The sequence below is a fragment of the Nostoc sp. NMS9 genome (genome assembly GCF_017114995.1).
Lineage (GTDB): Bacteria > Cyanobacteriota > Cyanobacteriia > Cyanobacteriales > Nostocaceae > Nostoc.
The window spans coordinates 72222-87378 of the sequence record NZ_JABXKL010000005.1 but is presented as its reverse complement, the minus strand read 5'-3'; the positions used below and the strand labels follow the sequence as shown (position 1 = coordinate 87378).

General features: G+C 40.6%; 14 protein-coding genes. 6 read left to right on the top strand and 8 right to left on the bottom strand.

From position 1 onward, the window contains the following. Positions 1 to 164: 164 nt before the first annotated feature. Entirely contained in the window at positions 165 to 1184 is a 1020-nt protein-coding gene (locus HWQ40_RS02430; RefSeq protein ID WP_292774768.1) for an aldo/keto reductase, read from the bottom strand. Positions 1185 to 1589: 405 nt separating this feature from the next. On the opposite strand from HWQ40_RS02430, the gene HWQ40_RS02425 reads away from it, so the two are divergent. The 3 genes from HWQ40_RS02425 to HWQ40_RS02415 all read left to right on the top strand — a co-directional run bounded on the left by HWQ40_RS02425 (position 1590) and on the right by HWQ40_RS02415 (position 3926). Further along, a complete protein-coding gene (locus HWQ40_RS02425) occupies positions 1590 to 2579 on the top strand; it encodes an adenosine kinase (RefSeq protein WP_292774767.1) in 990 nt (329 codons plus the stop codon). 7 nt (positions 2580 to 2586) lie between these two features. Further along, a complete protein-coding gene (locus HWQ40_RS02420) occupies positions 2587 to 2784 on the top strand; it encodes a hypothetical protein (RefSeq protein ID WP_292774766.1) in 198 nt (65 codons plus the stop codon). Positions 2785 to 3206: 422 nt separating this feature from the next. Continuing rightward, entirely contained in the window at positions 3207 to 3926 is a 720-nt protein-coding gene (locus HWQ40_RS02415) for a DUF4079 domain-containing protein (RefSeq protein ID WP_292774765.1), read from the top strand. Positions 3927 to 3986: 60 nt separating this feature from the next. Here the strand turns inward: HWQ40_RS02415 and HWQ40_RS02410 are convergent, their stop codons facing one another. Beyond that, positions 3987 to 5165 (bottom strand): hybrid sensor histidine kinase/response regulator, encoded by a 1179-nt coding sequence (locus HWQ40_RS02410; protein ID WP_292774764.1) that lies wholly within the window; start codon positions 5163 to 5165, stop codon positions 3987 to 3989. 652 nt (positions 5166 to 5817) lie between these two features. Further along, positions 5818 to 6018 (bottom strand): hypothetical protein, encoded by a 201-nt coding sequence (locus tag HWQ40_RS02405; RefSeq protein ID WP_292774763.1) that lies wholly within the window; start codon positions 6016 to 6018, stop codon positions 5818 to 5820. A 332-nt stretch (positions 6019 to 6350) separates the two neighbouring features. On the opposite strand from HWQ40_RS02405, the gene HWQ40_RS02400 reads away from it, so the two are divergent. The 3 genes from HWQ40_RS02400 to HWQ40_RS02390 all read left to right on the top strand — a co-directional run bounded on the left by HWQ40_RS02400 (position 6351) and on the right by HWQ40_RS02390 (position 7604). Further along, entirely contained in the window at positions 6351 to 6848 is a 498-nt protein-coding gene (locus HWQ40_RS02400) for a GNAT family N-acetyltransferase (RefSeq protein ID WP_292774762.1), read from the top strand. Positions 6849 to 6987: 139 nt separating this feature from the next. Beyond that, positions 6988 to 7227, top strand: coding sequence for a hypothetical protein (locus HWQ40_RS02395; protein WP_292774761.1), 240 nt, complete (start codon positions 6988 to 6990; stop codon positions 7225 to 7227). Continuing rightward, positions 7224 to 7604: a PIN domain-containing protein gene (locus HWQ40_RS02390; protein WP_292774759.1), complete on the top strand. Its 381-nt coding sequence runs from the start codon at positions 7224 to 7226 to the stop codon at positions 7602 to 7604. The genes HWQ40_RS02395 and HWQ40_RS02390 overlap by 4 nt, the downstream gene beginning before the upstream one ends. Positions 7605 to 7859: 255 nt before the next feature. Here HWQ40_RS02390 and HWQ40_RS02385 read toward each other — a convergent pair whose 3' ends face one another. The 5 genes from HWQ40_RS02385 to HWQ40_RS02365 all read right to left on the bottom strand — a co-directional run bounded on the left by HWQ40_RS02385 (position 7860) and on the right by HWQ40_RS02365 (position 14115). Next, positions 7860 to 8477, bottom strand: coding sequence for a class I SAM-dependent methyltransferase (locus HWQ40_RS02385; RefSeq protein WP_292774757.1), 618 nt, complete (start codon positions 8475 to 8477; stop codon positions 7860 to 7862). Positions 8478 to 8633: 156 nt separating this feature from the next. Beyond that, positions 8634 to 11105 (bottom strand): EAL domain-containing protein, encoded by a 2472-nt coding sequence (locus tag HWQ40_RS02380; RefSeq protein ID WP_292774756.1) that lies wholly within the window; start codon positions 11103 to 11105, stop codon positions 8634 to 8636. A gap of 21 nt (positions 11106 to 11126) precedes the next feature. After that, positions 11127 to 12164: a histidine kinase dimerization/phosphoacceptor domain -containing protein gene (locus HWQ40_RS02375; RefSeq protein WP_292774755.1), complete on the bottom strand. Its 1038-nt coding sequence runs from the start codon at positions 12162 to 12164 to the stop codon at positions 11127 to 11129. Between the two features lie 70 nt (positions 12165 to 12234). Then, positions 12235 to 12663, bottom strand: coding sequence for a response regulator (locus HWQ40_RS02370; RefSeq protein ID WP_292774754.1), 429 nt, complete (start codon positions 12661 to 12663; stop codon positions 12235 to 12237). Between the two features lie 15 nt (positions 12664 to 12678). Then, complete coding sequence (locus HWQ40_RS02365; RefSeq protein WP_292774926.1) at positions 12679 to 14115, bottom strand: sensor histidine kinase; 1437 nt, start codon at positions 14113 to 14115, stop codon at positions 12679 to 12681. Positions 14116 to 15157 lie beyond the last annotated feature (1042 nt).

Sequence of the window (15157 nt, the reverse complement as noted above, 5' to 3'; positions counted from 1 at the left end):
AAGTTTAGAAGTCACCATCAGCCAGCGTATCATAGACGGCATCCGCTTCTCTACTGTCTACCTCTGATTTAGTTATAAAACTTCCTCAACCGGATCTAGGACAAGCAGATAGGGAGCGATCGCACCAAGCTCACTGCCTTCATGCGATCGCAACTCGGATATTTTTATTGTGGAATGCGTTCAACCCCAAACTTGCGCTGATGCCAGTAAGGATAGATTGGCGCGATCGCGCTAACCTGATTGAGGCGATTTACTTCCTCTAATGTTAGCTCCCACTGAGCAGCACCAAGGTTGTCTCGAAGTTGTTGTTCATTCCGCGCTCCGATAATAACAGATGTAATACCAGACTGACGTAACAGCCAGTTGAGCGCGACTTGAGCAACACTGACACCACGGTTATTAGCCACTTCGTGCAGAACTTCCACAATGTCGTATCCCTTTTCCAGGTCACTGACAGTGCCAATATCACCGATTTTTGCTCGTCGCGTCCCCTCCGGTTGGGACTGACCACGACGATACTTACCTGAGAGGAAACCAAAAGCAAGCGGACTCCACACCAAGATACCCACACCTTGATCTAAACTTAAAGGAATTAGTTCAAATTCCAACTCTCGCGCCACAAGCGAGTAATAAACCTGTTGTGACACATAGCGCTCCAAGTTCAAACGCTCTGATACAGACAGCGCCTTCATTAAATGCCAAGCTGAATAATTAGAGCAGCCAATGTAGCGAACTTTGCCACTACGTACAAGATCATCTAAAGCGCGAAGCGTTTCTTCTAGTGGAGTCAAAGCATCGAAACCATGAACTTGATAGAGGTCGATGTAATCTGTGTCTAATCGTCGTAGGCTGTCCTCACAGGCTCGAATCAGATGATAACGTGACAGTCCAGTATCATTTGCTCCTTTTCCCATACGACCATAAGCCTTAGTTGCAATAATTACATCAGAACGACGCTTTCCGAGAGCTTTACCAAGAATCTCCTCAGAAAGTCCATTCGAGTAAACATCTGCTGTGTCAAAAATGTTGACACCTGCATCAAGGCAAATATCAATCAGATGCTGCGCCTCGTCTACCTGAGTCGCCCCAATTTCTTGGAAGAAGTCGCTACCACCGAATGTCATTGTACCGAAACTGAGAACCGAAATCTTAAGACCAGACTTTCCTAAAAATCGCGTTTCCATCGCTGTTACTCCTTATTAAAATCACTCTTTCTCAATTTTTCACATATCTTTTTATTTTTATATAAAAAATTAAACACTTGCATTAATCAACAATTTTATTTGTTGGAGATCAAGCTCGCTACATTGGATTACGTAAAAACCTTTTTGACCTTCGACGTATGGCTGTTGTTCACAATCTTCATGTTCTTGCTCGGATATTTGATACTACTACTCAAGAAATGGTTAACTTTAACAACCCACAGTCTGCTTAGTTTGTCAACACCCTCTACTGGACTGGCGCTCTAGACAAAAGACCTTGAAAAAATCCGAGTCCACGAAATTATGACCAAGCAACTCTTATCTGTTGCCTATCTGTTATTATCAGTTGTGTTCAAGTCAGACAGAAATTATTTTCGGAGATAAACAATGGGCAAGAAATATGATGTTTATGGTGTAGGTAATGCCTTAGTAGATATAGAATACGAAGTATCTCCAGAGTTACTACAAGAGCTAAAGATTGACAAAGGTGTAATGACACTGCTAGATGAAGACAGTCAAAATCATATTTTGGAAAATCTTAAAAATCTTCATTGCCATAAGAGTTGTGGAGGTTCAGCAGCAAACACAATAGTGGCAATTAGTCAACTAGGAGGAAAAGCTTTTTATTCCTGTAAAGTGGCTAATGATGAATTTGGAGACTTTTACATAGAAGATTTACTTAACTCTCAGGTAGATACCAACTTAAAAAATGGCGACCGCCAATCAGGAATTACAGGTAAATGTTTGGTGCTAGTAACTCCCGATGCAGATCGCACCATGAATACATTTTTGGGAATTACTGGAGAATTTTCTACACAAGAATTAGTATCATCAGCGATCGCTGATTCAGAATATGTATATATCGAAGGATATTTAGTGACTTCTCCTACAGCAAAAGAAGCAGCTATAAAGGCTAGAGAAATAGCTGAAAAAGCGGGAGTAAAAACCACTATGTCCCTATCTGATTACAACATGGTGAAATTTTTTAAAGATGGTTTATTAGACATCATTGGATCTGGTTTAGACTTGATTTTTGCTAATGAAAGTGAAGCATTAGAACTAGCAGATACAGAAGATTTTCAAGTAGCTGTAGACAAACTAAAAACCCTGAGTAAGAAATTTGCCATTACTCGCGGTGCCAAGGGTTCAGTAGTATTTGATGGTCAGAAATTAATCGAAATCGCTGCACCTCAAGTAAAAGCTGTAGATACAGTGGGAGCAGGAGATATGTATGCAGGAGCTTTCCTCTATGGAATTACCCAAGGTATGAGCTATGAAGAAGCCGGAAAATTAGCATCAGCCGCAGCTTCTAAGATTGTTACATCCTATGGGCCAAGATTAAAAACTGAGGAATTAAAGGCATTAGTTATTGCTTAGAGGGTGTTTGAAAAGTTTTGAGGGGTCAAATTTTCTGCCAGCAGTATATGGGCTGCGATCGCTACGGCTTGCTCTAACTTATCGGGAGTTTCGGGCGATCGCTTCTAGTTGTTGTGCTATTTATCTAAAGATAATTTTAATAGTTGCTCCGTTTATTGCTTGCAAAAAATACAGTTACTACATTTGTATACTAATGAAGCAATAACGTTTGCTTTATACTAACCGCATCATTAGTAACTCAAGTTGCAGGTTATAGGAATCTAAGTGCTATGCACCTATCGCTCATTTGTCTTTGACAGTCTTCTTTGTCAGCGTAGGCGAGCATTTACCGCAGGCATCGCCTTGAGCAGGTCGTCGATGATAGCATAGATAGCAATAGTTTCATTTAACATTAAACCCCTCCGGTTTTGACTCTGGAGGGGATTTTATTACTTTAGTGTCATGCCTGCGAACCTTCTAAAGCATAACTAACAACTTGGGTTATTTAAATAGTTTCTTGATTAAAATCAGCTAAAAACAACAAAAATAAATATTAAACAAATTCTCATCTGAAATTAATTTAAGTAATGGTATGATGCCTTAAATTATCCTTTGTAATGAATTCAATGATTCATTGAAAGGTGTTGTATGCAAATAACAGATTTTCTTGGTCTTTTACATCCAGCGATCGCAATTATAATCGTGTTTCCGCTCATTGGTACAGTAGTTAATTTTGCTTGGCAAACACGCCAACGCAGAATGCAAATTTTAGCGGGAAGTAAGAGTAAAATTCCTCCAGTGGTTGGTGCAGAACATAAGCAGTTAGGTGAAAGGCTCACAAGTGCAGTTGTTGGATTAACTTTAATCGGATTAAGCTACCCTATTGGCAAAAATATTCTCAAAAATCAATTGTGGAATCAAACACCTTTTCAAGTTATTTTTATACTGCTGATATTTGCTGCCACCATCGCCTCGTTAGTATTTCTTTATCGGGCAAAGCAGCGGGTGTGGCGGGCAGTTTTTGCAACTTTAACTGGTGCAGGTTTAGTAATTATAGGCTGTCAGGATGGAGTCTATCGCCGCACCAATGAGTGGTATTGGTCACATTATTATATTGGCATTACCGCAGCACTGCTGATGATTTTTTCATTAGCAATTGTTCAAGATATTTATCAAGATAAATCCAATCGCTGGCGTATTGTCCATACAATTTTAAACTGCATTGCTTTGTTGCTATTTATTGGACAAGGTATGACAGGAACTCGAGACTTGTTAGAAATTCCCCTGAGTTGGCAAGAACCCTATATTTATCAGTGTGATTTTGCTAATAAAACTTGTCCAACGCCAAATCCCCAAGCACCAAAATAAGCAAACGAAAATAACCCATACCAATCCCCAATGCCCAACTATGATAATTTACTTGCCTAATCATTGTAGTGGCAGAGTGACAATTACTGTTGTGCCAACCCCCTGCTCACTTTCTAATTGAATATGACCACCATGTAACTCCACACATTTTTTAACTATAGTGAGTCCTAGTCCTGTTCCTTGAATTACACCTACATTACTGGCGCGATAGAAGGTTTGAAATAAATGAGTTTGGTCTTTGAGGGGAATGCCCATTCCTCGATCTCTGATCTGGAAAATTGCAAGGTGATCTTTGCAAATCAAATCAAACCAAATAGTGTCATTTTCAGGGGAATATTTGATGGCATTAGAAATCAAATTGGTTAAGATACAATTTAGTAGGTCTTCATCCATTTGGGCTTGGGCTGATTCACCTTGAAAAGTAAAGATAATGCTGTGCTTACTACCTGCATTTAGTTGAAGAATATCTGTGAGTTCGCTACAAAAATTTTCTAAATTTAAAAGTGTAGGTTTGTATTCGAGTTTAGCTGCTTCCGTTTTACTCAAGAACAATATTTCATCTAAGAGATTAAGCATCTGATTGATAGCATTTTGTATTCGATCGAAATATTTAGTTCTTCGGACATCAGTTAGTTTATTGCTGCTGTATTCAAGGATATCTACAGCCGTGCGAATCGTAGTCATAGGAGTGCGGAACTCGTGAGAGACCATTGCTACAAAGTTTGACTTTAACTCGTTGAGTTCCTGTTCCTTTGCCAGTGCTTGACGGGTGCGTTCTTCACTCTCGCGTAGTTGGTTGAGAATTTCGCTTCTTTCAATGGCATAGCGAATGGCACGCACTAACCGTTGTATAGTTATTTTATCTTTAACTAGATAGTCTTGCGCTCCTTCTGCTAATGCTTGCAGTGCTAAATCTTCATTATCAACACCTGTTAATACCACAACTGGGATATCAGGTACTGCTGCCTTAAATTCTTTTAACGTGTCCAGTCCAATAGAGTCTGGAAGGCTAAGGTCTAACAAAACTAGGTCGAATCTGCGTTGCTTTCGACTCCCTATCTGAGAATTATCAAGGGTGGACGCAGAGTTTTCCCTGCTAGCTTCTATTGCCTCAGATAACCGTTCAACATGTAACATCTGCCATTGTTCTTGATCTGCATTTATAAATATCCGGTGTAGCAAATGAGCATCACTTGCACTATCTTCTACTAATAGAATGTGAATTGTGAGCTTTTCCATAGTACAGGGTTATATCAATTTGTTAGATAATCACCTGATTTCCTATTTTTTAGATAGGGATAAAAATCATGCGCTTATTATGAGGTTATTAGGCAGTTATTAGATATATATTTAAAGATACCTTAATTTGGGTTAAGGGTAAGATAAAATACTGTTCCTGCGCCCGGCCCGATTCCGACTCAGCCCAGATGCGACCACCATACTGTTCTCGACGAGTATGAAGACGGCGGAAAACCTTAAAAATTCGCTCAAGATATTGAAACCATTATCCTGAGCGATCGCTATATGTAAATTACTTCGAGCTAGACTCAGTGCTATATTACAGTCAACGAGCACAAATTCCTGACCGCCAGTCCCCATACGAGAATGATACTAGCAAGTCTTGAATCAACTGCTGCATCCACTTTGCCCCATCAATCATATATTCATCGCACTGTTCTGCAACGCTTTATGCTGCTGGATGCATCGGGGTTTTGGACTGTGATACCTGCGTAAGCAACCCTAACGCACGTAGAGATAATGTAGCTCATAACACAAAAAAATAAGTGGATAATTGTAGCTGTTACACCACATATCCACTCGATACTTACTGTATTAGGGTGATTACAAAAAACCTGACAAGATAATTAAAACTTGGGAAAGTTCAAACCAATTAACGTGACTCAGTTCCTTGATTAGGGCTACCTGCTACAGCATCTTCTCCTGGTGCTTCTGGAGTAGCAGTAGGTTTCGCATCACTCTTTTCAGCATCGCCAGTTTTGCGGATACCTTCTTCGATGGGGGTTTGGTAGCCACCAGAAGCGGTAGGTGTAGCTTCTTGATTATTAGATTTTTCTTTTTGTTCTTCAGCCATGATTACATTCCTAATCATTTATTCTTGGGACTATCTTAAAAAATTAGGGGTGTGAGTGTATCTATCCAGAATATAGTTATGGCTGATTTGTTCCTCTATCGTAAGTATTGTTTATTACTACTCATGTATGGTGATAAAAATCCATAAATATAGAATTTGTTAACCTTAGAACCCTTGCTGTCGTTAAAGGAGAACTTGGAATGGGTTTTATGTCCAAGATGCTTTTAAAATTCCTTTTATTGATAGTTGACAGAAAATGCCAAATAATCTATTTGAATCTGAATGAATAGTATGGTGTGATGATGGTGATACAAACTATCAAAGTGTAATTAATGAACCAGAGCAATCTAGCGTTACCATCTGGATGTGTCCTTCGCAAGGCAACCTCTGGGGATAAGTGGTCGATTCGATTGCTGGTATTTTCAGCGAAACTTGACCCAACCCAATTAAATTGGCAACAATTTTGGGTAATTGAATACAATGAGAATCTTATAGCTTGTGGACAGCGACGTAATTTCTCAGGGGCACAAGAACTTGGTAGCTTGGTCGTTGCATCAGCTTGGAGAGGTCGTGGTTTGGGTAGTTTGCTAACGCAGCATTTGATTAATACAGCAACGCAACCACTTTATCTGGAATGCTTAGGTCAACGGCTGGTGCGGTTTTACAGTCGCTTTGACTTTGTGCCAATATCTTTTGAAGACTTGCCACAATTTCCTAAGACAATAGGCTTATCTACGCTCAAGGAAAAATTTAGATTCTCGCAGTTAGCTAAAAGGCTGCTCAAAGTTCCTGTGGTGTTTATGGAATATCAAGGTCAGACTAATTTGTAATTTTGGCAGCGTGAGCAGAAATTAGCTATGTCGTTTGCTGTATGGCGGGAGCAATAGTCAGTATTATAGTAAAGCAACATAAGGGCAGGGCGAAAGCCCGTCGCTCCCGACTGAAGAAGAGTGAATCCTATACACAACCATGAATGTACAACTTGTTAATTCCCTCGTAGAAGTGGTACTAAACCTCTCCCCTGAAGAGCAAAAACTCTTTCAAGAAAAGCTTAGTAACAAGCATTTAACCTTACTAACTAGTAAACCTCAAACATCATCAGAGAGATTATTACTTTGGCAGGAGTGGATAGATACAGCACCAAAAAGCTATGCCAACCTTGATGATGAAGCTCTGGGTCGAGAAAATATCTACGATGATGAAGTATGACCCATTATTTATTAGATACCAATATCCTGTTACGCTCCAGGGATATAGCTTCACCCGATTATAATCTTGTCGATCGCACAATAAGGTATCTAATATCTAATAACCATCGATGTTTCATTACATCTCAAGTTTTAATTGAATTTTGGGTTATAGCCACCCGTCAATTAGCTGTAAATGGATTGGAATGGACACCAGAAGAAACCGAACGAACGGTGCAAATGCTAATAAATCAGTTTGAGTGGCTAGAAGAAACACCAGATATATTTCGCCTTTGGTTTAGCCTCGCTACAACTCATAAGATTTCAGGTAAACGCACCCACGATTTACGCATACAAGCAGTAGTGCTTGCCCATAACATCAGCCATATTCTGACTTGAAACCCAAAAGATTTTGTAGAAGTTGAAGGAATTACTATTGTTCACCCCAATAGCATAAAGAGCTAGAGGCTGGGATAAGCGTGCGATCATAATTTTGATTTCCGACCCATTTTTACGGTGAGGTGTACTAATCATCGCTTTTTTGATGTGAAAGTGATGGCGGCAGCAACTCCTTCGTAATTCGTAATTTAAGATATGCAGAACAAGGCTTGATACAAGATGTTTCCAGCCCTTTACTCTTCCCCATTCCCTATTTCAACTTGGAGGTTTAGCAAAAATCGTTAGTAAGACAGGCCCTAGTAAATAGTGGTGATTTAAACACAATAGCCCAGCAGAGGAGCCAAGAAGTTGACGTTGATGAGGGCTGTAAAGTCTAATTCCACGGGGAGAGATAGGCAATAATTGAGGTTCTGTCTCTTTTTTGGAAGTAATGTCAACCAAATAAAAGCGTCCACCAGGAGAAAGTACCCGTGCTATCTCACTAACCACCTGTTTAGGTTCCAAATAGTGCAAGAAACTGATAGTACTGAAAACGGCATCAAATTGACCATCAGCAAAGGGAAGAGACTCAGCTTTGCCCTCAATATAAATTAAGCGTGGACGGTGGCGGTTACTCTGTCTTGCTACCCGCAACATATTAGCAGATAAATCCAATCCGGTAGCTCGTAGATCGGGAAACTGAGTAGCAAGGCGCTCAAGCAAGCGTCCAGTACCACAGCCTATATCAAGTACATTTGCTGGCTCTAGTAAATCGACGTACTCCAGCAACCGTTGGTGAACGGCTCGATAAAACACAGAAGGAAAGAACCAGTCGTAACTTGATGCCCATAGGTCAAAAAGTAATTTTTTGTTATTGAAAAAGTTATCAGCCATTAGTTTTCGCAGCTTTCTTAAAGCTTGATGCTTTTTGAGGGTAAGTTTAGCTGCGCCTCCAGGAATTTGGTTAACAACACAAATTAACTATAGCGGTTCTGAATTGGTTGTAATATCGGGCTTTTATTGGGTTAGTTACACTAAGCTAAAAACTGACTAATATCTAGGTTCAATCCCAGATAAAATTAATGTTTCTACCGACTTGTTATCGAGGGGTTGGGAAAAAAAATATCCCTGTGCATATTTGCATTTCATAACTCTAAGTTGCGCCAGTTGCTCTAGTGTTTCTACGCCCTCTGCTATTACATCTATGTTTAGACTCTTTGCTAGAGCGACGATCGCTTGAACAATTTCTAAGTTTTCTCCATTAGCACCAATCTTAGCAATAAAGGAACGATCAATCTTCAAAGCATTACTGGGAAAGCGATGCAGGTAACTCAAGGATGAATAGCCGATGCCAAAATCATCTAAGTGTAATTGGATATTCATCTGTTGCAGTTGCAAGAGCATAAAAGTTGCTAATTGAATATTCTCCATAAGTACGCTTTCGGTAATCTCCAGCTTTAAACTGCCACCTTCCAAACCAGTCTCTTGCATAATTTGGTTAATTTGCTCAATCAGATCGGGTTGTGAAAACTGCTTAGTGGAAAGATTTACACTGATTGTCAAGGGTGGGTCAGTAGGAAATTGTACTTGCCAAGCACGCATCTGCCGACAAGCCTCGCCTAGTACCCAATAACCAATAGGGATAATCAGCCCAGTTTCTTCTGCCAGGGGAATAAAGCTGTCTGGAGATACTAATCCGTGTTGCGGGTGCTGCCAGCGAACGAGAGCCTCGAAGCCAATAATTTTGTAAGTTTCTAATAAAACAATTGGCTGGTAGTAAACCTGAAACTCCTGGCGTTCAACTGCCCGTCGTAGATCCATCTCTAACTCTAATAGCTGCGTTACTTGGGTGTACATAGTTGAGTCAAATATCTCATGGCGTGCCTTACCCAATGCTTTTGCGCGATACATTGCAATGTCAGCGTCGCGCAAGAGTTCCTCCGGTCGGTTATAACTACCCCTGCTCAGGGCGACGCCAATGCTGACGGTGGTAAATACCTCGTACCCACTGAGTTGGAACACAGATGTCAGAGCTTCGTGTATCCGCTCGACTACACTTGTTACGTCATTGATGTTGTTGAGATCGTCAAGCAAAATTGTAAACTCATCTCCCCCTAGACGAGCAACTGTGTCTCCAGCACGCAGGCAATTCTCCAATCTGCGAGCAAGGGCAGTTAGTAGTTGATCCCCAATCATATGACCGAGACTGTCGTTGATAACTTTGAAGCGATCTAGGTCTAGAAAGAGAACAGCGAATGTATAGTCTGTACGTCGTTTTGTCAGCAAGAGCGCCCGTTCTAGCCGTTCCATAAATAAGGCACGGTTTGGCAGACCAGTTAGTACATCGTGAAAGGCATCATGAATTAATTGCGCCTCCGCAAGTTTTAGAGCAGTAATGTTGCGAGAAATACTTAAAACAAAATATACTGAACCATCGCTAGCCAATTCAGGCACAAGACGCGTATGGTAATGTCTTGTTTGCTGGGCGATCGCTAAACTGCATTCAAACTCCGTTTCTTCCTTAGTTTGGAAAACTTGTTGAAGCTTGCGATCGCATATCCGGCAAAATTCTTCTGGCAGATTTAACTCTGCGTTTGTTTTGCCAATAAATGTTTCGGCTGATATTCCTGTAACCTTTTCAATAGCTGGATTAACGTAAACGTAGCGCAATTGAGGGTTAAATCTGGAAATAATATCAGGTGCATTTTCAACTAGTGCTTTGAATTCTTGCTGGCGACGCGCTAGTGCCTCCAATATCTGCTTACGCTCGGTGATATCCTGAAAGACCAAAACTGCACCTGTGACGTTACCGTTGTCATCTTTAATCGGTGCAGTACTATCATCAATCGGTATTTCTGTACCGTTTTTAGCAATAAGTATCGTCTGTTCTGGTAGACCGACAGTAACGCCAGACTGAAGGACTTGCTTTACAGGACTTTCAATTATTGTACGAGTTTCTTCATGAGCAATATTGAATACTTCTGTTGCTTCTTTACCAAACGCATCTGAATAATTCCAACCCGTCAGTACCTCCGCAATTGGATTCATAAAATTAACAGTTCCAGATTCGTCGCTAGTAATCACAGCATCTCCAATACTTTTAAGTACAGTAGTCAGCCATTGTTCATTCTGTTTTAATTTTTTTTCCGTTTGATGTTTAGAAAGGGTAATTTCAATCGTGAATTTTAATTCTTTTTCTTTGAAAGGCTTGAGAATGTAGCCAAACGGCTCTGTCATCTTGGCTCGATTCAACGTTGATTCATCTGCATTAGCAGTCAGATATATGATTGGAATCTTAAAAAGATTATGAATTATCTGAGCAGCCTCCACACCGTCCATGTTTCCTTTAAGGTGAATATCCATTAGAACTAAATCTAAAGAATCATCTGCTGCTTTCTTAATTGCTTCTTCTCCAGAATCAGCAAGTCCCATAACAGTATATCCAAATTTTCTGAGCCGATTTTGTATATCCATTGCCACGATGAACTCATCTTCAACAACTAATATATTTACTGGTTTCATGATTTTATGTAAATTCTAAATTTAGAAAATTTTATTTGGGAATATAATTTTATACTCTACTCCCTGATTGCTGATAAAATCGATATTGCCTTGTAGCTGATGTATTAAACCTTTGACTAATCGTAAACCTAATGATTCTGTAGCTTGAAAGTCAAAATCTTGGGCAAAACCGACACCATTATCACTGATAGTAAGTTTAAATAAATTTCTTTCTATGGAGCAAAAGTCAATACAAATTTTTCCTGGTTCGCTTTGGGGAAAGGCATATTTTAGGGAATTTGAAATAAGTTCATTGATAATCAACCCGCAAGGAATAGCTGCATCAATAGCTAGAAAAACCTCCTCAACGTTCATTTTCAAGGTAATATCGCTGGAATTAACGTTGTATGAATAAAATAAATTAGTTACTAAATCTTGGATATAGTCAGCAAAATTAATCTTTGCCAAGTCTTGAGATTGATATAGTTTCTCGTGGATCAGAGCCATTGATTCAATCCGGTTCTGGCTATCTTTGAATACCTCAAGGGCTTGATTGTCCTTGAGATACTCTGCTTGCAGGTTGAGCAGACTAGAAATAATCTGCAAATTATTTTTTACCCGGTGATGAATTTCTTTCAATAGCACCTCTTTTTCTTGAAGGGATGCTTTAATCTGCTCCTCTGCTTGTTTACGCTCCCGCCTCACTAGTGCCTCGCGCAACTCGCGGGCAACAGCAGGGGTTAGTCGCGCTAAATTGCCTTTGATAATGTAGTCATGGGCACCAGCTTTCATGGCGGCGACTGCGGTATCTTCACCAATAGTTCCTGAGACGATAATGAATGGCAAGTCAAGTCCACTTTCCTTAACCTGCTTCAATGCATCTGGGGCGCTAAAGGTGGGCATAGAATAATCGCAGATAACGATATCCCATATTTGCTCTGCGATCGCAGCTTTCATGGCTGTGGGTGTATCAATTCGTTCAAAGGTTATTTCGTAGCCACCACGTTGCAGTTCACGCAGCAGCAACAAAGCGTCATCTTCTGAATCCTCAACAAGTAATACGCGCAGTGGTATACCCATGTAATTCGTAATTCGTAATTAAGAAAGTCAGCCTTGCGTCTATAACCTGATTTTGGAGGATTGGTATAAGCTATATTCTCGGCGGTGATTCGTTTAAGACAAACCAGTACAATCCTAGTTGTCGCACTGCTTCACTGAATTGGGAAAAGTCTACTGGTTTCCGAACATAGCTGTTGGCTCCCAAGCTGTAACCATTGATTAAGTCTTGCTCCTCTTTGGAGGATGTGAGAATGACGACGGGAAGGATTTTTGTCTTGTCGTCGGTTCGTAGGTGTCGCAAAACTTCCAGACCATCCATTTTAGGCAACTTCAAATCTAGAAGGATGAGATGGGGCATAACGCTCATGTCGCGATCAGCGTACACACCTTTACCAAAGAGATAATCTAGGGCTTCCACCCCATCGCGTGCCACTACTACCTCGTTCATAATATTGTTTTTCTTAAGTGCGCGTAGGGTTAGCGCTTCATCGTCAGGATTGTCTTCTACAAGTAAAATCATGTTATATTCCTATAGTTAAAGGGTGAAGTAAAATGTTGCGCCTTGCTCCACTACGCTCTCGGCCCAGACACGGCCACCATGACGGTGAACAATCCTTTGCACAGTAGCTAGTCCGATACCAGTACCTTCAAACTCAGTCATGGCGTGTAGGCGCTGAAAAGCACCGAAGAGTTTGTCAATATAGGCCATATCGAAGCCTGTACCATCATCACGGACAAAATACACATGGGTGTCATCTTGCAGCAAAAGCCCAAATTCTATCCGTGCTTTTGGATGTTTTCCTGTAAACTTCCAGGCATTACCCAATAAGTTTTCTAGCACTATCCGTAACAGATGAGCATCACCATTAGCAACCAATCCCGGCGTAATGATAAACTCTACTTGGCGTTCTGGTTGGGTTTTGTGCAACTCTGTAGCGATCGCCTCCACTAATACGCTCAGATCGACCTTTTCGTAACGCATCTCACTACGCGTTAATCGTGACAGATTCAGTAAATCGTCGATTAGTTGTGCCATCCGCTGGGTGGCTGCACGCACTCGTTGGAGGTAGTTTTGACCTAGTGCGTCCAGCTTGTCAGCATAATCTTCTAGGAGTGCTTGACTAAAGCCATCGATGCTACGCAAGGGGGCGCGCAGGTCGTGAGACACAGAATAACTAAATGCTTCCATCTCTTTGTTAGTGGCTTCGAGTTGTGCTGTGCGTTCTGCAACTCGCCCCTCAAGCTGGACGTTCAGACGCAGAATCTCTGACTCCGCCTTTTTGCGCTCATTAATTTCAGTTTGCAATTCTTCGTTAGTGTTTCTTAGTTCAGCAGTCCGTTTGCTAACCTCTATTTCTAATTCATCACGAGCCTTTTGCAAAGAATTTTCCATCCGTTTGCGTTTAATGAGTTCCTGATTGGTGATCGTGGCTGCGAAACCGACGATCACAGAAGCAATAATGCTGCCAAAAATAGTCAGCAAAGTTGTTTGATGAGCGCTGGCGTTCGCCTTCATTGATCGCTGTTTCAACAACTCATTCTCTTCTTTCTCCATAGCTGTAGTCAGCATTCGGATATCCTCCATAATCTGCTGACCCTGATCTGTCTGAACTATTTGCAGTGCGGACTCTAAATTTTTGCTCCTAGCGTTAATCGTCTGTTCAATCAAAACCAGTTTTTTAGCAATTAGGGGTTCAAGGCGATCAAGCCGTTGTTGTTGATTTGGGTTATCCGCAGTCAATTGGCGCAGAACCTGAAGTTTCTGAGCAATCTCGCCAGTTGCAGTCCGATACGGTTCCAGATACCGTTCTTTGCCTGTGAGAAGATAGCCCCGTTGTCCAGTCTCTGCATCTTTGATCTGTGACATTACTTCTTTTGTCTTTTCAAGCACCTCACGTGTATGTGTTACCCATTGAGCGTTTTCTCTATACTGAAGCAAACTAAGATATGAGATTATGCCAACACCAGTCATAATTGCGACTGCTATTACAAAACTGCCTGTATTCTTTTTGTAAATAGCCCATTCCATTTTTTACCTTCCTAGTTGAAAAAGTAGCTGCTGGCTAAATTGGTAAAAACGGTGAGCCAGCGCTGTAAAACGGTAACAGTCGCTCTCTACTGGCTATCTTCTTTTCTCTACGAACGCGAATAGCGTGTCGGAGACAGAGACTGCGCCAATGAGACGCTTTGCGATCGCTGCGTTAGCACCGTTAGCATCGTCACACGTTCCCGTCTCTGAAAGACAAGGGTGACTAGTACAGCATGGCGTAAATAAACATACCATTTGAAATGGCGCAAGACCTTGGAATATAATTCTTTTGACTTTTGACTTTTGACTTTTGACTTTTGACTTCCGCCTTGCGGTACTAGCAGCCCCACTACTCGTCATAATTTTAGTAACTGATACCAAGTTTCTTAACTTTGAGAGCGAATTAGCTCTAATAAAGGATATCTATATTAGTTAATGATTGTGAGCGTATATTTTCTGAGACATGAAAAGGCAAATAAGAAATTTTGTTAAATTATTCAGTATATTTCCGTAGCCATCTTCACGAGATTTTCGCTTGCATAAATTATATGAATGTGCTAGGCAACATCAGTAATTGCACTTAAAAATCTTTACTTATATTAGCTTGATATTAAATTGATCAATAAATACGTAGACTAGATATAAACATAAAGTACTGTCAGTAACCCGAAAAATTTTGCATCGTTCAGGGATTGAGCCGAAATGTTTGTCAAATAGTGCCAATTTACCCAAAAGCGTTGTCCTGTCTACATTTTTGCCCTGAAAATCGAGTTTCCCTACTAGGGAAAGGCTAGGAGGTTAAGTTTTGGATGGGTTTTTCAATATGAAGTGAAAAGTCAGGACAAATTATCGGGAACTGTAGGACTTGAATGTGTAATTAACACTACTCTTTCTACCTCTGTAGAGAACCAAAGAAAAAGTAATAAGTGCATAAAACTACAAAACCTAACTGTATTTATTTATAGAGGTTCAAATACAAAAAACT